The following is a 19046-nucleotide window of genomic DNA, read 5'->3' on the forward strand; positions in this document are numbered from 1 at the left end:
CCATGGCAAAGCTGACCAAGAAGGCGAAGGCCCTGGCCGCTGCCGTTGACCGCGAAAAGCTGCACGGCGTCGATGAGGCGCTGGGCCTGATCAAGACCCACGCGACCGCCAAGTTCGACGAAAGCGTCGAAATCGCGATCAACCTGGGCGTCGATCCGCGTCACGCTGACCAGATGGTGCGCGGCGTCGTCACCCTGCCCGCTGGCACCGGCAAGGACGTGCGCGTCGCCGTGTTCGCCCGTGGCGACAAGGCCGAAGCCGCCAAGGCGGCCGGCGCCGAAGTCGTCGGCGCCGAAGACCTGCTGGAATCGATCCAGGGCGGCAACATCGATTTCGAACGCGTCATCGCCACCCCCGACATGATGGGCCTCGTCGGTCGTCTGGGTAAGGTGCTGGGCCCCAAGGGTCTGATGCCGAACCCGAAGCTGGGCACCGTAACCCCGAACGTCGCCGAAGCCGTGAAGGCCGCCAAGGGCGGACAGATCGAATTCCGCGTCGAAAAGGCAGGCATCATTCATGCCGGTCTTGGCAAGTCGAGCTTTTCGGCCGAAGACCTGCGCAAGAATTTCGACGCCTTCGTCGACGCGATCGTCAAGGCGAAGCCATCGGGTTCGAAGGGCAAATATGTCCGCAAGATCGCCCTGTCGTCCTCGATGGGCCCGGGCGTGAAGGTCGATGTGGCGGAAGTCGCTTCCGTCTGATCGACTGAAAAGTGATAAAGGGGCCGCTTTCCCTCCCATGCGGGGGAAGGCGGCCTTCTTGTTTTCTTTGCCGCGGCTTCGACATCGAGGCGGCGTCGGACCGGAATGGTCCGCAAGAAGGGGGACACCCCTCCACCGGCATGGCCGGCCCCCCTCCCCAAATGCGGGAGGATTTGGAACCGAAGGACTGACCATCCTTCGGGCCTTCGCATCCCGCGAATGGCATGAACGGTCTTTCGTATCCGTCGGGAATGGCGGGTCGCTATTTTACCGATGGAACTTAGAAATATGGCTTTTGAAACTCTCCCCGCCCTGCTGTCTCAGGCGCTCGTCGCCAAGGGCTATGAAGCACTGACCCCCGTGCAGTCCGAAGTCACGCAGGAAGAAGCGCATGGCCGCGACCTGCTCGTTTCGGCGCAGACCGGATCGGGCAAGACGGTCGCTTTCGGGCTCGCCATGGCGGGCGAATTGTTGGGCGATGCGGAGCGCCTGCCGGTGGCCGGCCTGCCGCTGGCGCTGGTGATTGCGCCGACGCGCGAACTGGCGTTGCAGGTCAGCCGCGAGCTGGAATGGCTCTACGGCGCGGCACGGGCGCGCATCGCGACCTGCGTCGGCGGGATGGACGCGGCCAAGGAGCGTCGGAACCTGAGCCATGGCGCACATATCGTGGTGGGTACGCCAGGGCGTCTGCGCGACCATCTGGAGCGTGGCGCGCTGGACCTGAGCGCGATGCGCACGGCCGTTCTGGACGAAGCCGACGAAATGCTGGACATGGGCTTTCGCGAGGATCTGGAGGCCATCCTCGACAGCGCGCCGCAGGAACGCCGCACGCTGCTGTTTTCGGCCACCATGCCCAAGCCGATCGTGACCATGGCCAAGCGCTACCAGAAGGACGCGCTGCGCATTTCGACCATGAGCGAGGAACGCGGCCATGGCGACATCAGCTATCAGGCGCTGACCGTCGCACCTTCCGACATTGAGAATGCAGTGGTGAACCTGCTGCGCTTTCATGAGGCGGAGACGGCGATCCTGTTTTGCGCCACCCGTGACAATGTGCGCCACCTTCACGCCAGCCTGACCGAGCGCGGCTTTGCCGTCGTGGCGCTGTCGGGCGAGCATAGCCAGAATGAGCGCAACCATGCGTTGCAGGCGCTGCGCGACAAACGGGCGCGGGTGTGCGTGGCGACCGATGTGGCCGCGCGCGGCATCGACCTGCCCTCGCTGTCCCTCGTCGTCCATGTCGAACTGCCCCGCGACGCCGAGACGATGCAGCATCGATCGGGCCGCACGGGACGCGCAGGCAAGAAGGGTACGGCCGTGCTGATCGTCCCCTATCCGCGCCGCCGTCGCGTCGAATCGATGCTGCGCGGGGCGAAGATTCCGGTGGAATGGGGCACCCCGCCGAGCAAGGAAGCGATTCTGGAGCAGGACAATGCTCGCCTGCGCGCCAGCCTGATGGAGCGCGCCGAACTGGACGAGGCGGACTGGGCGCTGGGCGCAGAAATCCTGGCCGAGAAGAGCGCCAAGGAAATCGCCGCGATGCTGGTGAAGAGCGCACGTGCCGCCTTGCCCGCGCCCGAGGAACTGCTCGACCGCAGCGAAGCGCCGACGCGCAATGACGGTCCGCGTCCAGGCTTTGAAGATACGCAATGGTTCCGCATGGACATTGGCCGCCGGCAGAATGCCGATCCGCGCTGGATCCTGCCGCTCATCTGCCGTCGGGGCCATGTGTCGCGCCAAGACATCGGCGCGATTCGTATCACGACGAACGAGACGATGTTCGAAATCCCCAAGGCGATCGTCAGCCGCTTCACTTCCGCCTTGAAGCGCACGGGGGAAGCCAATGACGAGGGCGCCGATGTTGCCTTCGAGATGATCGAAGGCAGCCCGCGGGAGGAAGCGCGCCAGCACAAGCGCGCCGGTCGTCCCAATGATCGCGGACCGCGCGGCAATGATCGCGCCTCGCGTCCCGGCGGCCATGCACCGCGCCCCTTCAAAAGTGGGCGCAAGGGGCCACCGCGCGGTCGCTGAGCCGTTGGGCCACCTGCCCCTTCGGACAGGCTGGGATATTGAAGGGTCGTCGGTCATTCCATCGGGATGACCGACGGCCCTTTGCTCATTCCCGTGCTCGGCGACCAGTTGACCCCTGACATTGCCGCCCTGCGCGCTGCCCACAAGGATGACAGCATTGTCCTGATGATGGAGGTGGCGGACGAGACGGCCTATGTGAAGCATCACAAGGCCAAGATCGCGTTCATCCTGTCCGCCATGCGCCATCATGCCGAACGTCTGCGCGCGCTTGGCTGGACGGTCGATTATGTGACGCTCGACGCGCCTGACAATAGGGGCTCTTTCACCAGCGAGGTTGCGCGGGCAGTTGAGCGGCATCAACCGCGCGCGATTCACGTGACCGAAGCGGGCGAATGGCGCGTCCGGTCCATGATCGAAAGCTGGGAAACCCGGTTCGCCATCCCGGTCACCATCCATGAGGATGATCGCTTCCTCTGCTCCCATGCGGAGTTCGACAGCTGGGCAGCGGCGCGCAACCAGTTGCGCATGGAGTTTTTCTATCGCGACATGCGGCGCAAGACCGGCCTGCTGATGACGGACGCGGGCGAACCGGAGGGCGGGCAATGGAATTATGATGCCGACAATCGCAAGCCAGCCCCCGATCGCGACCTGCTGATGCCGCATCCGATCCGGTTTCGTCCCGATGGCGTGACGCAGGCGGTGCTGGATATGGTTGCCGATCGCTTCGCCGACCATATTGGCAGCCTCGACTATTTTCATTTCGCGGTCACGCATGACGAAGCGCTGCGCCAGCGCAAGCGCTTCCTGGACGATGCCCTGCCACGCTTTGGCGATTATCAGGACGCAATGCTGACCGACGAGCCGTTCCTGTGGCACTCGATCCTGTCACCCTATATCAACGCCGGGCTGCTGGATCCGCTGGATCTGTGCCGGGAGGTCGAGGCGCGCTATCGCGCGGGCAAGGTGCCGCTCAATTGCGCCGAAGGCTTCATCCGCCAGATCATCGGCTGGCGCGAATATGTGCGCGGCGTCTATTGGCATGAAGGGCCTGATTATGGAAAGCGCAACGCGCTGGAGGCACAGCGGGACTTGCCCGACTTCTACTGGACCGGCGAGACAGACATGCATTGCCTGGCTCAGGCGATCGGCCAGACCATCGACCATGGCTATGCCCATCATATCCAGCGGTTGATGATCACCGGTAATTTCGCCCTGATCGCGGGGATCGACCCGCATCAGGTGCATGTCTGGTATCTGGAGGTCTATGCCGACGCCTATGAATGGGTGGAGATGCCCAACACCATCGGCATGGCGCTGTTCGCCGATGGCGGCTTGCTGGGCAGCAAGCCCTATGCGGCCGGGGGTGCCTATATCAATCGCATGTCAAACTATTGCGGCACATGCCGCTACGATGTGAAGAAGCGGGTGGGCGATGACGCCTGCCCTTTCAATGCGCTCTACTGGGACTTCATCGCGCGGAACGAGCGCAGGCTCGCACGCAACCCGCGCATGGCGATGCCCTATCGCAACTGGCAGAGGATGAAGGAAGAGGACCGCGCCGCCACCCGCAAGCAGGCAGCGCGATTCCTGGAGAGCCTCTGACTAACCCTATGCGCCGCAGAGCGTGAGCATGCGCGTCGCCAATTCGCGTTCCCCCATGACGATGTGTCCGACTCCCAAGGATTCCAGATGCGCAACTTCGGCGTCGCTGTGCGCGCGCGCGATGACATTGAGCGTCGGATTGAGATGGCGGGCATGTTCGTGGATTGCCCCACCCTCAAAGCCCTCCGGCACGGCGATCAGCATATGCCGCGCTTCCGCTATGCCCGCGGCGATAAGATAGCGATCATCCAATGCGTTGCCCCGAATGACATCATGCCCGTCCTCAGCCGCCTCGCCGGCCTTTTCGGAGTCATCCTCTATGACGACAAACTGGACTCCCCTTGTTGCAAGGCGAGCGGCGATCAGTTTGCCGACCCGGCCGTAGCCGACGACGATCATGTGGCCCATGGCCTGGGCGACCTGGCGGTCGGTTTCCGATGGCTCCTCCTCGTTCTGCCTATGCGCGCGGACGATCAGGGAGAAGAGGATGGGATTGAGGAAGATCGACGCCATCGCCCCTGCCAGGATCAAATCCCGCGCATCAGCAGGCAGAACGCCAAGACCCGTGCCCAGGGACGCGAGAATGAAGGAAAACTCTCCGATCTGCGCCAAACTAGCGGCGATGGTGATGGCCGTCACATTGGGATGGCCGAAGGCGCGAACAATGCCCCAGGCCGCGATGGATTTTCCGATGACGATGATCAGTATCGTCGCCAGCAACGGCAGCGGATGTTCGACCACCACGGCTGGATTGAACAACATGCCCACCGATACGAAGAACAACACCGCAAAGGCATCGCGCAGGGGAAGCGTCTCCTCGGTCGCGCGGCGGCTGAGCGGCGTTTCGCCCAGGATCATGCCGGCAAAGAAAGCGCCCAGCGCGAACGACACATCAAAGACATAGGCGGCGCCGAACGCAACGCCCAGCGCGATCGCCAGGACAGCCAGCCGGAACAGTTCGCGCGACCCGGTGTGCACGACCCAGTGCAGCGCCCAGGGGATGACGCGACGACCAACGACCAGCATCACGACAACGAAGCCGACAACTTTAAGCAGGGTGCCGAGCAAGGGCGCAAGCAGAGCTGACGCACCCTCGCCCTGGTCATTGTCCAGCACGGCGGCAAGCGCGGGCAACAGCACGAGGGCGAGCACCATCACCAGGTCCTCCACGATCAGCCAGCCGACCGCGATGCGGCCTCTGCGCGTATCCACCAGGTCAGCGCCCTGTAGCGCACGCAACAGAACCACGGTGCTGGCGACGGCAAGCGCGAGGCCAAAGACCAGGCCGCCCATCACCGTCCAGCCCATGACATGCGCCAGCCCCATGCCCAGTAGCGTGGCCACGGCGATCTGGACCAGGGCGCCTGGAACCGCGATGTGCCTGACCGACAGCAAATCCTTGAGCGAGAAATGCAGGCCGACGCCGAACATCAGCAGGATCACGCCGATTTCCGCCAATTCATTCGCCAGCCCTGCATCCGCGACAAAGCCGGGCGTGAACGGACCCACCAGAATGCCCGCGATCAGATATCCGACAAGTGGCGAAAGTTTCACGCGATGCGCGAGTGATCCCATGATGAATGCGACGACCAGTCCCGCGACGATCGTGCCAATCAACGGTGTATGATGCGGCATGTCTGCCTTTCCATTTTCTGCAAACCACCGGGCGTTGCACGAAGCGAGCGCCCGGCTTTGATGGGGTTCAGTCCACTATGGTGATCATCACCATGGACAGAATTGCGGCGGCAATGCCCAGACCGCCCATGGTCAGAGGCATAAACCACCAGGGTGGCCGCTGGCGACGCGAAGGGTCGCCCGACGGATCATCGAGACGCGACATATTCGCTCTCCCGCTGCTGTGGCGAAGCGTTCGTCACGAACGCCGTGGCATCCAAATGTCGTTACAGACCGGCCGGTGGCGCACGCGCACGATGTGCGCGGAGCAGATCGTGCCGACGCAGCACGGGGACTGCCGGCAAAGGCATCGCGGCCACACCTGCCGCCCCCGCAGCCAGGGTGAGCCATGCCGCCTTGCGGACGAGCAGGAATGCATGTGACACCCCGTCCGCGTCCTTGCGCCGCGAAGGAGACATAGCCTGCATCGTGCTGGCGCGCGATTTCAGGACGACTTCGGTCGTGGCCGGATTGAATGCCGAACCCTTGAGGCGGGTGAGCGGCGCGCCCATGGGAGCAAGCGCCGACAGCAAGGTGATGAAAATAAGCGTCCAGAATGCCGCGCGCACCGGCAGGCGCTCAACATGGCGCGCTGCCAATATGCTAATGCCGCTACCGGGCCGCATTGTCACTTCCGAGCGCCATCACGGTCAAGATAGGCGGGCGCGAAGATGAAAGCCAGACCGGAAACAGCCCCGGATCGGTTGACAGCAGCGAGTCATTCCACTAACGGGCCACATTCCCGCGCGGGTCGACAGGATTTCCTCCTCGATGATCTGCGTAAAGCAGATTTGAACGAGAAGAGACAAGCCATGTTCGCTATCGTGCGCACGGGCGGCAAGCAGTATCGCGTCGCCGCCGGAGACAAGATCGTCGTTGAAAAGCTGGCTGGCGAAGCCGGCGACAAGGTCACGTTGGATGACGTCCTGCTGGCCGGTGACGGCGGCGACCTGAAGGACACCGCCAAGCTGACCGTCGCGGCCGAAATCATCGCGCAGGCGAAGGGCGAGAAGGTCATCGTCTTCAAGAAGCGCCGCCGCCACAATTATCGTCGCAAGAACGGCCACCGCCAGAATCACACGATCCTCAAGATCGTATCGATCGGCGCCTGAGCCACAGCGTAGAATTTCGAGGAGTTTAGGTCATGGCACATAAGAAAGCTGGCGGTTCGTCGCGCAACGGTCGCGATTCGGAGTCGAAGCGCCTTGGCGTGAAGAAGTTCGGCGGTCAGGACGTGATCGGCGGCAACATCATCATTCGCCAGCGCGGCACCCGCGTCTATCCCGGCCGCAATGTCGGCATGGGCAAGGATCACACCCTCTTCGCGCTCGGCGAAGGCAAGGTGGTATTCCACACCGGCAAGCTCGGCCGCAAATATGTGTCGGTTGACGCAATGGCCGAAGCGGCAGAATAACGGACGACTGATGACGGGTCGTCCTTGAACAAGGGGCGATCCTTCCGGTGTCGGGGCCATTGACCTGACCCGGTGTCCAAGGGAATAAGGGGCGCTCCTCATAGGCAGGAAGCGCCCCTTTTCCGTGGGGCGAAACCTTCTTCAAAATTCCCTTAAACCTCTGGAACTCAACGCCTTCTCGCGCGTCATGCGGGCAAGGAAAACAACCGGAGGAGACCGTCGTCAAGCCGTCATCATCGCCGGCTAACGACGCGCACGAGAGGAGAGACAAGAATGTTCGCCCGCACCCCCCGGCTGTTGCTGCGGCCCGGCTGGATGGAAGATGCCCCGGCGCTGGCCGCGGCCATCAATGACCCTGCGGTCCTGCGCAATTTATCGCATGTGCCCAATCCGTATACGGCAGAGGATGCGCAGCGGTTTCTGGCCCTGCCCCATCATCCCCGGATGCCCCGGCTGCTTGCCTTTTCGCGCACGCGGGGTGCTCCGCGTCTGATCGGCGGCTGCGGCGTGCATCCTGGTGCTGATGGCGCGCCGGAACTGGGCTACTGGATTGCCCGCGCCTATTGGGGCCTGGGCTTCGCCACGGAAGCAGCCGGCGCCGTCATCGGCATGGCGCGCGCCAATGGCATACGCACCATCCGCGCCGCCCATTGCGCCGACAACCCGGCATCCGGCAATGTCCTGCGCAAACTTGGCTTCCGCTTCACCGGAGAAACGCAGAAGCGCCATAGCCTGGGCCGGAACGCAATCGTCGATTGCTTGATCTTCGAGGAAGGCGAAGGCGGCGGCATGAATGACGATCCAATGATGGACGCTTACGCAAACGACCTGCCGGTCGCCGCCTAACCCGGCCGATGCAGCCCTAAAGGGGTGGCGATTTCGACAGTCGCCATCCCGTTCAAGGGATCGCGCCCTTGGGACGATCAAAGACGCGCGTGGGGGTACCGGAAAGATCGGTATCAACCAGCGCGGAGAAGCCCAGTCTTTGCGCCACACTGATGGACGCAACATTGTCGGGATGAATGATGCAGCGAAGCGATGGCGCCTCACCATGGGCGTCGGCCCATGTCAGCACCGCAGTCATTGCCTCAAGCGCGATCCCCTTGCCCCAGGCGTCGGGCGTCAGCACCCAGCCGGCTTCCGGCACGCCCTCCAGTTCAGGCAGTCCCCGCGCGGCACTAAGCAGTCCCGCTTCCCCCAGGAAGGCGCCGCTCTTTCGATCTTCGATCGCCCACATGCCATAGCCCAGCAACGACCACATGCCGGCGTAGCGTAGCAACCTGAACCACACCGCCTGCCCGTCCTGCGGCGCGCCACCAATATGCTTCACCACCCGCTCGTCCGCCCAAAGCGTCCGGCAGCTGGCATAGTCAGCCAGGCTGTGCGGGCGAAGGATCAGGCGGGCGGTCTCCAATATCGGCGCGTTGGTCATCGCTCGATTAAAGAGCGGAGCCATTGGTCCGGTCAAGCCATTGAGGGCGACAATTCATCCTTCCGGTCATCCATCCGGGCCGCCGCATAGGGCGTGTCGGCACTGGCGATCAGATCCCGGTCATCCACGGCCCAGGGATGGAAGTTGGGCCGGAAATAGCCGAGCCAAGGCAAAGCGACCCTCCGCAATATGCCGGGACGCAGCAGCGCATAGCGCAGCAGCCCGCCCCATGCAGCCGAGCCCGTCACCCCATCCTGCCGCAACAAATCCATCATGCCGCGGGCGCGATGGTGCATGAAATGGCGTGTCACGACCAGCATCATTATCGACCTGACCCACCAGCGTCGAAAGCGCGGCCAGTCGCGGGTTGCATGGACCCATGTGTCATACGCCACCCCTTTATGCTCGATTTCCTCGACGGCGTGCCAGCGCCAGAGCGCGGCCACTTCGGGATCGGCCCCGTCCAGATACCGTGAATCGCGCAGCAACTGATGCGCAAGAATCGCGGTAAAATGCTCCAGCGCCATGGTGGCCGCCAGGCTGATGATCGGCGGCCGCTGCCTCGCAAGTTCCAGCACCATCGTCACGTCCGCATCCAGGAGCGACACGTCGTAACCGTGATCGGTCACTTGCCGGTTGAAGGCGACATGTTCGCGGCTATGCACGACTTCCTGCCGCGTGAAGGCCGCAATCTCCCGCGCCAATTGGTCCGGCGCCCCATCGCGGAAGGCCCGTACGGACTCGATGAAAAAGGCTTCGCCGCGGGGAAAGGTGATCGACAGGGCATTGAAGAAAGCCGTGGCGATCGGATCGCCATTCAGCCAATGTCGCTGTGCCCGGCGATCCCGACCGAAACGACGATCCCGGGGGGTGATGGTGAGGTCGGTGGGTGTCATGAGGACGCCTCCGTTACTTACTGACATTTATGTAAATAAGAGAAACTGACACCAATGTCAATAAAACGCGTACGCCTTAGCCCCGACCAGAGCCGCCTCGCCGCCATGGAGGCCGCGCGCGCGCTGTTGATCGAGGCGGGACCGCAGGCCGTGACGCTGAAGGCCGTGGCTAGCCGGATCGATCGTACCCATGCCAATCTTCTCCACCATTTCGGATCGGCGGCCGGGCTGCAAAAGGCGCTGGCGGCGCATTTGGCCGAGACCATCACCGCCAGCATCGGCGAGACGGTGGAGGCCGCCCGACGCGGCGAAGTGGGTCCGCGCGCTATCGTCGATATGACCTTCGACGCCTTTGACGCGCAGGGCGCGGGCGCGCTCGCCAGCTGGATGCTCGCATCAGGCAATGAGGATGCGCTCGACCCGGTGGTGGAAGCGATCCACCGCCTCGTCGATCGGCTCGCCGGCAGTGCGCTGAGCGCGGACCTTGCTGAACTGATCCGGGAAAATACGCTGATGCTGGTCCTGCTCGCACTGGGCGATTCGCAATTGGGTGGGCCGATGGCCGCCGCGATCGGATTGCCACGGGCCAAGGCGCGTGAAATCGCGACCCGCAGCCTCACCTTTGCCCTGATGCAGGAGGCCGCGACGATCGCCGCGCAAGCCGAGGTTTAACTTTGCCGCCAATGGGGCTATGGGCGCGCCATGCATTTCCTCGATCAAGCGAAAATCTTTATCAAGTCCGGCTGGGGCGGTCCTGGCGCAGTCAGCTTCCGGCGCGAAAAATATGTCGAATATGGCGGCCCGGACGGCGGCAATGGCGGCAAGGGCGGCGACATCATCTTTGAAGCCGTGGCCGGCCTCAACACGCTGATCGATTTTCGCTACACCCAGCATTTCAAGGCGCAGCGCGGCCAGCCCGGCATGGGCAAGAATCGCTATGGCGCGGGCGGCGACGACCTGGTCGTCAAGGTGCCGGTCGGCACGCAGATCCTGTCCGATCCGACCCCGATCGAGGGGACGGAGGACGAAGACGGATCGATGGAATATGAGCAGGAACTGCTTGCCGACTTTACCGAGGTAGGCCAGCGCATCGTCCTGCTGCGCGGCGGCGATGGCGGGCGGGGGAACCTCTCGTACAAGACGAGCACCAATCGCGCCCCGCGCCAGCATGGCACGGGCTGGCCGGGCCAGGAAATGTGGGTATGGCTGCGCCTCAAGCTGCTGGCTGATGTCGGCCTCGTCGGCATGCCCAATGCGGGCAAGTCGACGCTCATCAATCAAGTGACGAATACCAAGGCGAAGGTCGGCGCCTATGCCTTCACCACCACCAAACCGCAACTTGGCGTCGTGCTCCACCGCGATCGCGAATTTGTGCTGGCGGACATTCCCGGCCTTATCGAAGGAGCCGCCGAAGGAGCAGGTATCGGCGATCGGTTCCTGGGGCATATCGAACGCTGCCGGGTGCTGTTGCACCTGATCGACGCGACCGGCGACGATCCGGTCGAAGCCTTTCGCATCGTGACCGACGAACTGGCGGCTTATGGCGGAGGGCTGGACGAAAAGCCCCAACTGGTCGCTCTCAACAAGGGGGACTTGCTGGGTCAGGAACTGATGGAAGACATTGCCGACCAGTTACGCGAGGAAGCCGGCGTCGAGGATGTGTTCATCATTTCGGGCGCAACGGGCGAAGGCGTCGGCGCGCTGCTGGACGCGGTGCTGCCGATGCTGGACGCTCCGGCACCACGTGAGGAAGAGGACGCGCCTGAGGCCGAGAAGCCATGGTCGCCGATTTGACAACCCCATAGCCTGCCTCCGTTCGGTTCGAGCTTGTCGAGAACGATGCGCGAGGGTTCTCGACAAGCTCGAAGCGAATGGATTGTATTTTAGACCGCCATGAACCCCCTCTCCGGTTTCCCTCCTGCGCTCGTCCGCCGCCTCGTCATCAAGGTCGGCTCGGCCCTGCTGGTCGATCCTGCGGGAGAGGTGCGCGTTGACTGGCTGCGCACGCTGGTCGCGGACGTCGCTGCCCGCAAGGCGGCGGGACAGCAGGTCATCATCGTGTCTTCGGGCGCCATCGCGCTGGGGGCAAGGCGGCTCAAACTGCCCAAAGGCGGGCGAGGGTCGCTCGAAGATGCGCAGGCCGCCGCTGCCACCGGGCAGATCGCACTGTCGCAATGCTGGGCGGGCCTGCTCGATCAGCAAGGCATCACGGCCGCACAGATGCTGGTGACGCTGGACGATCTGGAAAACCGGCGGCGCTACCTCAACGCATCGGCGACGCTGGAGCGGTTGATGACGCTCGACGTCGTGCCCGTCGTCAACGAAAATGACAGCGTAGCGACCGCTGAAATCCGGTTCGGCGACAATGATCGGCTGGCGGCGCGTATCGGACAGGCGGCACGGGCTGACGCGGTTGTCCTGCTTTCCGATGTTGACGGGCTTTACACCGCCAACCCGCAGGTCGATGCGACCGCGATGTTGATTGATACGATCGAGACGATCGACGCGCGGATCGCGGCGATGGCGGACGGCGGCTCCGCGTCGGGTATGGGGTCGGGGGGCATGGTGTCCAAGATACAGGCGGCCCGCATCGCCACCGGGGCAGGCGCGCATCTGGCAATTATATCTGGCAAGATTGACGCGCCGCTGTCGCATTGGGTCGATGGTGGGCGGGGCTCCATATTTCTGGCCGCGCAGGCCAAGGGCGCGCGCAAGGGCTGGCTCGCGGGTCGGTTGACGACTCAAGGGCGGATCATCGTGGACGCAGGCGCGGAACAGGCGCTGGCCAAGGGCAACAGCCTGTTACCCGCCGGTGTCGCCCGCGTCGAAGGTGTGTTCGATCGCGGCGATGTGATCGACATAGTGGCGCAGGACGGCCGCGTGATCGCGCGTGGCCTGATCGAATATGACAGCGTCGCCGCCGCCAGGATCGCAGGCCGCCGCAGCGAGGACATACCCGCCCTGCTGGGCGAAATGCCCCGGTCGGTATTGGTCCATCGCGACCATCTGGCAATGATCTGAGCCATGGCGCCGTTTCGCATCGCCATGACCGGCGCAACCGGTTTTGTGGGCACAGACGTGCTCGAACAGGCATTGGGAGAAGGTCTGCGCGTCAATGCGCTGACGCGGCGGGCGCAACCGCCCCGCGCCCGGCTGAAATGGGTGCCAGGGGCTCTGGAAGACGCCGCCGCGCTTGATACGCTGGTGCGCGACGCCGATGCCGTCATCCACATTGCCGGCGTCGTCAATGCGCCCGACCGCGCCGGTTTCGAGGCCGGCAATGCGCGCGGGACGGTGGCGGTCATCGACGCCATGCGCCGGCGCGGCATCCGTCGGCTGGTCCATGTCTCCTCGCTCGCCGCGCGCGAGCCCGAATTGTCGGATTATGGCTGGTCGAAGGCGCTGGCCGAACGCCACGTAAAGGCGAGCGCGCTGGACTGGACGATCGTGCGTCCCCCCGCCATTTACGGCCCCAATGATCGCGAAATGCTGGACCTGTTCCGCATGGCCAAGCGCGGGATCATGATGCTGCCCCCCGGCGGGCGGCTGTCGGTCATCCATGTCGGTGATCTGGCGCGGCTATTGCTGGCGGCGGCGAAGGAAACCGAAAATAGTCTCGCCCGCAGCTACGAAGTCGATGACGGCACGCCGGGCGGCTGGGATCATCACGATTTCGGCGCCGCAATCGGCAGAGCCGTGGGGCGGCAGGTGCGAACATTGGCGACGCCGCGCTGGGCACTCGGCATGGCGGCGCGGGCAGACCGGATGATACGCGGCGGCAAGGCGAAGCTGACCCCCGACCGCGTGGACTATTTCTGCCATCCCGACTGGGTGGTCACGCCAGAGATGCAGCCGCCCCGGCGCTTGTGGATGCCCCAGATTCCGACCGAAGACGGTCTCAAAGCCACGGCGGCCGCCTATCGGGAAAAGGGCTGGATCTGATCCTGGGTTAGCGGATAACGGAACCCTTGTGGCCAGCCGGCGCTTGGGTTCCCATGACCGAACGCATGCCCCCTTCAAAACAGCCCAGCGCCCGCCGCCTGCAACGCGCAGGATGCTGGGTCGTTGGCCTTATTCTGGCGATCGTCATCGTCATCTTCCTGGCGCGCAACATCTGGCATGGCGAGGAATTGCAGGAGGATCAGGCCAGGGGCGGCGCCAATGTGACCCAGCATACCGGCAAAAGCTACGACTGAGCCCTCAGCGATCCTCGGGCGCGGGCTGCTTTGCCCGTTGCTCGGCTAGAAATGCGCTGATCGCCTGCCCGCTGGCATTGAGCAGCGGGTAGGTGCGCGCGTCGCTCAGCCAATCGGGCCGGCGTGCACCGCTGCCGTAGAAAGTGTCGTAGACCAGGCTGAAGGCAAGGAAGATCAACGTCGCGCCGATCAGGCCCTTCACCGCGCCAAAGCCCGCACCCAAGACCCGGTCGACCGGCCCAAGGATCGACTGGCGCGTACGCCGGCCGATGGCATGGGCCAGCATCTTGCCCGCGCCGAATGTGACGCCGAACACAAGGACCAGCGCCAGCACCGCCGCACCGCTCGGCGAGCCGACAAAGGCGCTGAGCAGTTCGGCAGCCGATGCATGAAAGAGGCGGATGGCGAAGATCGCCAGCACCCAGGCGATGAGAGACAGGGTTTCCAGCACGAAACCGCGCAGCAGCCCCAGCACGGCACACCCGCCGATGGCGAGCAGAACGAGAATGTCGATGGCGTTCATCGCCTGCGTGGCTATCCGCGTCCCAGCATCTGGTCAACCAGCTGCGCGAGCGTGCGAAAACCACTCACCGCTATCCCGTTCACGCCATCACTGGCGGACGCGGGCACGAAGGCCCGGTTGAAGCCCAATTTGGCCGCCTCCCGCAACCGCAGCGGCGCATGTGCGACGGGCCGGATCTCGCTCGACAAAGCGACTTCGCCGAACAGCACGACGTCGGCGGGCACCGGCCGCTCCGATAACGCCGAGATCAACGCGGCCGCGACGGCCAGATCGGCGGCGGGATCGGACAGGCGATACCCGCCCGCGACGTTGAGATATACCTCGGCCGTCGAAAAACTGAGGCCACAGCGCGCCTCCAGCACGGCGAGGATCATCGCCAGCCGGCCATTGTCCCAGCCGACGACGGCCCGACGCGGCGTCGCGCCACTCGACAGGCGCACGACCAGCGCCTGTATCTCCACCAGCACGGGTCGCGTCCCTTCCAGCGCCGGGAAGACCGTTGCGCCTGTCACCGTCTCGTCCCGGTTGGTGAGGAACAAAGCCGACGGATTGGCGACCTCCTCCAACCCTTCGGCCACCATCGCGAAGACGCCGATCTCGTCGGTACCGCCAAAGCGGTTCTTGACCGCGCGCAGGATACGATATTGGTGGCTGCGTTCGCCTTCGAACGCCAGCACGGTATCGACCATATGTTCCAGCACGCGCGGCCCCGCGATGCTGCCATCCTTGGTGACGTGCCCCACGAGGATCAGTGCGGTGCCGCGCTGCTTGGCGAATTTGATGAGTTCCTGGGACGAGGCGCGCACTTGGCTGACGGTGCCGGGTGCGCCCTCGATCAGGTCGCTGTGCATCGTCTGGATCGAATCGATGATGAGCAGCGCGGGCGGCGGCCCCTCCCCCAGCGTGGTCAATATGTCGCGCACGGATGTGGCGCTCGCCAATTGCACCGGCGCGGTGCCAAGGCCCAGCCGCTGCGCCCGCAACCGCACTTGGTCGGCCGCCTCCTCACCGCTGATATAGGCGACTGAAAGGCCGCGCATCGCGATCCGCGCCGCCGCCTGGAGCAGCAGGGTCGATTTGCCGATACCCGGATCGCCGCCGATAAGGGTCGCGGAGCCATGGACGATGCCGCCCCCTAGGGCCCGGTCGAATTCGGCAATGCCGGTGCTCGTGCGGGGGGGCAGCTCGACCGCGCTGTCAAGACCCACCAGCGTGATTGCTCGGCCGCCATTTTGCAGGTCGTGCCGCGCGGAAAAGACCGTCTCCCCGGCTTCCTCGACAATGCTGTTCCATTCGCCGCAATCCTCACACTGCCCCTGCCATCGGCTGGTGACGGTGCCGCATTGCTGACAGACGAATTTTCGCTTTGCCTTGGCCATGACCTGTCATGGCGAAAGGCAAGGAACAATTCAAGAACGATCGCGGTCGCAGTGGAAACATCGTCCATGCTCGGGCATTGAAACGGCATGAAAACGATCCGCGTCGCCAGCTACAATATTCGCAAGGCCATTGGCACCGATCGGCGACGGATCCCGGAAAGGGTGCTGGAAGTCCTGGGGGAGGTCGACGCGGACATCATCGCCCTGCAGGAAGCGGACCGACGTTTCGGCGTACGCTCAGCCGCCATTCCGCCTCTGCTGCTCGACATGTTGAGCGGTTACAAGTCCGTGCCGCTCAATATCCAGACCGACTCGATGGGCTGGCATGGCAATGCGATCCTGGTTCGCAAGGAAGCCGAAATTGGCGTCCATGACGTGCTGCACCTGCCCTATCTGGAACCGCGCGGCGCGACCATGGCGGAAATCACGGCGAAGGACATCACTGTGCGCGTGTTTGGCATGCATCTTGACCTGTCGGGCCTGTGGCGTCGCCGGCAGGCGGCTGCGGTCATCCATGCTGCTGCACAAGGCGAAAGCTTGCCCACCATCTTGATGGGCGATCTCAACGAATGGAGCGCAAATGGTGGGTGTCTTGCTGATTTTGGCCGTCATTACAGCTTTGCCCCCTGCGGCCGCAGCTTTCACGCTCGCCGGCCCGTCGCCCGGTTGGACCGTATCATGCATTGCAGCCAACTGACCCTGAAGACCTGCGGCGTCCATGAAAGCGCCGCCGCGCGCAAGGCATCCGATCATCTGCCGATCTGGGCGGAATTCTCTGTTGATTGAGGTCGTCTTGCTGTCCGGCCACCTGTCATCGCCCTCGACAATGCGCTCTGCCTCTGCGACCCTGACACCATGAAGGAGCGGGAATTACGGCTCGCGCTGGTCTGCTACGGCGGCATCAGCCTGGCCATCTACATGCACGGCATCACCAAGGAAGTGTGGCGGCTCGCCCGCGCCAGCCGTGCTTATCATGACAATGCAGCGCCCAGCAGCGGCAGCGAAGCCGTCTATCGCGCGCTCATCGGCGCGATCGAGACGCAAAGCGGCATTCGCCTGCGCGTCATGCCCGACATCATCGCAGGAGCCAGCGCCGGCGGCATCAACGGCATCTTCCTGGCGCAAGCGATAGAAACCGGGCAATCTTTGGAACCACTGACCGACCTCTGGCTCGACAATGCCGATGTCGATCAATTGCTGGACCCCGACGCCCGACCAGCCCGCGCTTTCACCAAATTCTGGGCGACGCCGCTCGTCTGGATGGCGGCGCGCCATCCGGGCGATGCGGTGGAACGCACCGTGGCGCCCGGCACCCGGGAGGAGGTGCGGATGAAATTGTCGCGCTTCATCCGGTCGCGCTGGTTCGACCCGCCGTTCGGCGGAGAAATTTTCACCACCATGCTGCTCGACGCGTTCGATGCCATGGCGGCGGCCGATCGGGGACCGCCCTTGCTGCCTGAAGGCCATCCGCTCGACCTGTTCGTCACGGTCACGGATTTCGAAGGCCATCCCCAAAGCCTTAATCTCAACAGTCCGCCGCAGGTCATCGAAACCGAACATCGGCTCTCCATCGGCTTCCGCGCGCGCGGGCGGGGCGAAAGGCTGTTCGCCGACACTGCCGAACTGGTGTTCGCCGCCCGCGCGACGGCCAGTTTCCCCGGCGCCTTCCCGCCCTTTACCGCGCGGGAACTTGATAGGGTGCTGAAGCGCAAACACCGCAACTGGCCAACCCGCGACATTTTTCTCGCGCGCGCCCTCCCGCGTCATGCCGCGCGCGGCGCCGCCGAGGATGCCGTGCTGATCGACGGATCGGTCCTGGCCAACGCTCCCTTCGCCCAGGCGATCGGCGCGCTGCGTAACCGGCCATCACGCCGCGAGGTGGATCGGCGCTTCGTCTACATCGATCCCAAGCCGGGGCACCGGTCCATCCGCCTTAACAAGGAGGGGCAGCAGGAAGACCTGCCGAGCGGAGCTACTCCGCCCCTTCCCGGCTTTTTCCGCACCATCTTCGGCGCGCTGTCCGACATTCCGCGCGAACAACCCATTCGCGACAATCTGGATGTCATCGACCGCCATTCCGCGCGAATCCGTCGCATGCGGCGGATTTTCGACGCGCTGCGCCCCGGCATTGAGGCGGATGTGGAGAGCGCGGTCGGCCGCATGCTGTTTCTGGACCGGCCAACGCCCGCGCGTCTGTCAGCCTGGCGCGCCAAGGCGCAGCAGCGCGCCGCCGGCGCTGCCGGCTTCGCCTATCCCGCTTATGGCCATCTCAAATTGTCGGGCATCGTCGAATCGCTTTGTGCGCTTCTGTTCCGGTTGAGCGGAGAGGATAGCGCCATGATGCGCGAAGCCTATCGCCAGGCAATATGGGCAGCGGTGCGCAATCAGGGCGCCGACCAATTAAGCGAAAGCAGCGGATCGGCCGCGGCACCCGTCGCCTTCTTCCGCGCCCACGACCTGGCGTTCCGCATCCGCCGTCTGCGATTTATGGCGCGCCGTCTGGCCGAAACTCTGGAGATAGAGGCGCAGGCGGAGGATTCTGCGGTGCTCGCCATGCATGACGCGATTTATGGCGCGCTGTCTCTCTATGCCGAATGCGAAGACCATGACTTTTATGGCGACAGCGTCGTTGCCGCAGCCAAGGCCGTACCTGGCGACGCCGCTGCCGCGCTGGATGCGGTGGCGGCGGCGCGGGACCTCAAGGCCCGCGACGAGTCGGCCGACCGGATGCTGGCGGAGGCTCTGGCCGGGCTGCCCAAGGCAGGTCGCCGCATCATGTTGCTGGCCTATCTCGGCTTTCCCTTCACTGACATTGCCTCTCTACCGTTGCTCCAGGGCGACACTCTGGATGAATATGATCCGGTCAAGGTGGACCGGATTTCACCGGAAGATTGCTCCGCCATTCGTCCGGGCGGCGCCGAAGCAACGCTGAAAGGGATAGAATTCAACAACTTCGGCGCATTTTTCAGCCGGGTCTATCGCGAAAATGATTATCTATGGGGGCGGCTGCACGGCATCGAACGGCTTCTAGACATCGTGAATTCGAGTGTTCCTGCGGCAAGTCGGCTTTCGCCAGACATGCTGGCCGACTATAGGCGGGCGGCGTTTCTGGCGATCCTCGACGAGGAAGAGTCGCGCTTGCCGCATGTTGCGGACTTGATCGCCAGCTTGCGGGAGGAAATCGGGTGAGCAGGCGTT

20 protein-coding genes are annotated in these 19046 nt (G+C 64.1%); 13 read left to right on the forward strand and 7 right to left on the reverse strand.

Annotated features, from left to right (window positions below; translation table 11 throughout):
- The first annotated feature begins 2 nt into the window (after positions 1-2).
- From rplA to SKA58_RS10630, 3 genes are all read left to right on the forward strand, one after another.
- On the forward strand, positions 3-701 hold the full coding sequence (rplA, locus tag SKA58_RS10620) for a 50S ribosomal protein L1 (protein ID WP_009822424.1): 699 nt from the start codon (positions 3-5) through the stop codon (positions 699-701).
- 288 nt (positions 702-989) lie between these two features.
- On the forward strand, positions 990-2732 hold the full coding sequence (locus SKA58_RS10625; RefSeq protein WP_009822425.1) for a DEAD/DEAH box helicase: 1743 nt from the start codon (positions 990-992) through the stop codon (positions 2730-2732).
- Between the two features lie 66 nt (positions 2733-2798).
- Positions 2799-4334: a cryptochrome/photolyase family protein gene (locus tag SKA58_RS10630; RefSeq protein ID WP_009822426.1), complete on the forward strand. Its 1536-nt coding sequence runs from the start codon at positions 2799-2801 to the stop codon at positions 4332-4334.
- Between the two features lie 6 nt (positions 4335-4340).
- Here SKA58_RS10630 and ybaL read toward each other — a convergent pair whose 3' ends face one another.
- The 3 genes from ybaL to SKA58_RS10640 form a co-directional block, all read right to left on the reverse strand.
- Positions 4341-5969, reverse strand: coding sequence for a YbaL family putative K(+) efflux transporter (gene ybaL, locus SKA58_RS10635; RefSeq protein WP_009822427.1), 1629 nt, complete (start codon positions 5967-5969; stop codon positions 4341-4343).
- Between the two features lie 67 nt (positions 5970-6036).
- Positions 6037-6174: a hypothetical protein gene (locus SKA58_RS20070; RefSeq protein WP_009822428.1), complete on the reverse strand. Its 138-nt coding sequence runs from the start codon at positions 6172-6174 to the stop codon at positions 6037-6039.
- Positions 6175-6235: 61 nt separating this feature from the next.
- Positions 6236-6634, reverse strand: coding sequence for a hypothetical protein (locus SKA58_RS10640; protein ID WP_009822429.1), 399 nt, complete (start codon positions 6632-6634; stop codon positions 6236-6238).
- Positions 6635-6820: 186 nt separating this feature from the next.
- Between SKA58_RS10640 and rplU the strand changes: the two genes are divergently transcribed.
- The 3 genes from rplU to SKA58_RS10655 all read left to right on the forward strand — a co-directional run bounded on the left by rplU (position 6821) and on the right by SKA58_RS10655 (position 8268).
- Positions 6821-7120, forward strand: coding sequence for a 50S ribosomal protein L21 (rplU, locus tag SKA58_RS10645; protein ID WP_009822430.1), 300 nt, complete (start codon positions 6821-6823; stop codon positions 7118-7120).
- 32 nt (positions 7121-7152) lie between these two features.
- A complete protein-coding gene (gene rpmA, locus SKA58_RS10650; RefSeq protein WP_009822431.1) occupies positions 7153-7422 on the forward strand; it encodes a 50S ribosomal protein L27 in 270 nt (89 codons plus the stop codon).
- A 273-nt stretch (positions 7423-7695) separates the two neighbouring features.
- Positions 7696-8268 carry a GNAT family N-acetyltransferase gene (locus SKA58_RS10655; protein WP_009822432.1) on the forward strand — a complete coding sequence of 191 codons (573 nt, stop codon included), beginning with the start codon at positions 7696-7698 and terminating at the stop codon, positions 8266-8268.
- 52 nt (positions 8269-8320) lie between these two features.
- Here the strand turns inward: SKA58_RS10655 and SKA58_RS10660 are convergent, their stop codons facing one another.
- The gene (locus tag SKA58_RS10660; RefSeq protein WP_009822433.1) at positions 8321-8854 is read right to left on the reverse strand and encodes a GNAT family N-acetyltransferase; all 534 of its coding nucleotides are present in this window, start codon (positions 8852-8854) and stop codon (positions 8321-8323) included.
- 32 nt (positions 8855-8886) lie between these two features.
- Entirely contained in the window at positions 8887-9750 is an 864-nt protein-coding gene (locus SKA58_RS10665; protein WP_009822434.1) for a metal-dependent hydrolase, read from the reverse strand.
- 54 nt (positions 9751-9804) lie between these two features.
- Here SKA58_RS10665 and SKA58_RS10670 point away from each other — a divergent pair, with 54 nt between their 5' ends.
- The 5 genes from SKA58_RS10670 to SKA58_RS10690 all read left to right on the forward strand — a co-directional run bounded on the left by SKA58_RS10670 (position 9805) and on the right by SKA58_RS10690 (position 13946).
- The gene (locus tag SKA58_RS10670; protein WP_050763032.1) at positions 9805-10422 is read left to right on the forward strand and encodes a TetR/AcrR family transcriptional regulator; all 618 of its coding nucleotides are present in this window, start codon (positions 9805-9807) and stop codon (positions 10420-10422) included.
- Positions 10423-10452: 30 nt separating this feature from the next.
- The gene (obgE, locus tag SKA58_RS10675) at positions 10453-11544 is read left to right on the forward strand and encodes a GTPase ObgE (protein WP_009822436.1); all 1092 of its coding nucleotides are present in this window, start codon (positions 10453-10455) and stop codon (positions 11542-11544) included.
- A 99-nt stretch (positions 11545-11643) separates the two neighbouring features.
- Positions 11644-12771 (forward strand): glutamate 5-kinase, encoded by a 1128-nt coding sequence (gene proB / locus SKA58_RS10680; protein ID WP_009822437.1) that lies wholly within the window; start codon positions 11644-11646, stop codon positions 12769-12771.
- Positions 12772-12795: 24 nt separating this feature from the next.
- The gene (locus SKA58_RS10685; protein ID WP_037543422.1) at positions 12796-13692 is read left to right on the forward strand and encodes an NAD-dependent epimerase/dehydratase family protein; all 897 of its coding nucleotides are present in this window, start codon (positions 12796-12798) and stop codon (positions 13690-13692) included.
- Positions 13693-13757: 65 nt separating this feature from the next.
- A complete protein-coding gene (locus SKA58_RS10690) occupies positions 13758-13946 on the forward strand; it encodes a hypothetical protein (protein ID WP_037543425.1) in 189 nt (62 codons plus the stop codon).
- Between the two features lie 4 nt (positions 13947-13950).
- On the opposite strand, the gene SKA58_RS10695 is transcribed toward SKA58_RS10690, so the two are convergent.
- Both SKA58_RS10695 and radA read right to left on the reverse strand, forming a co-directional pair.
- Positions 13951-14469 (reverse strand): CvpA family protein, encoded by a 519-nt coding sequence (locus SKA58_RS10695; protein ID WP_009822440.1) that lies wholly within the window; start codon positions 14467-14469, stop codon positions 13951-13953.
- An 11-nt stretch (positions 14470-14480) separates the two neighbouring features.
- Positions 14481-15848, reverse strand: coding sequence for a DNA repair protein RadA (gene radA, locus SKA58_RS10700; protein WP_009822441.1), 1368 nt, complete (start codon positions 15846-15848; stop codon positions 14481-14483).
- Between the two features lie 87 nt (positions 15849-15935).
- Between radA and SKA58_RS10705 the strand changes: the two genes are divergently transcribed.
- A complete protein-coding gene (locus SKA58_RS10705; RefSeq protein WP_009822442.1) occupies positions 15936-16634 on the forward strand; it encodes an endonuclease/exonuclease/phosphatase family protein in 699 nt (232 codons plus the stop codon).
- A gap of 69 nt (positions 16635-16703) precedes the next feature.
- The gene (locus SKA58_RS10710; RefSeq protein ID WP_009822443.1) at positions 16704-19037 is read left to right on the forward strand and encodes a patatin-like protein; all 2334 of its coding nucleotides are present in this window, start codon (positions 16704-16706) and stop codon (positions 19035-19037) included.
- Positions 19038-19046 lie beyond the last annotated feature (9 nt).

The organism is Sphingomonas sp. SKA58, from assembly GCF_000153545.1.
GTDB classification, from domain to species: Bacteria; Pseudomonadota; Alphaproteobacteria; order Sphingomonadales; family Sphingomonadaceae; genus Sphingobium; species Sphingobium soli.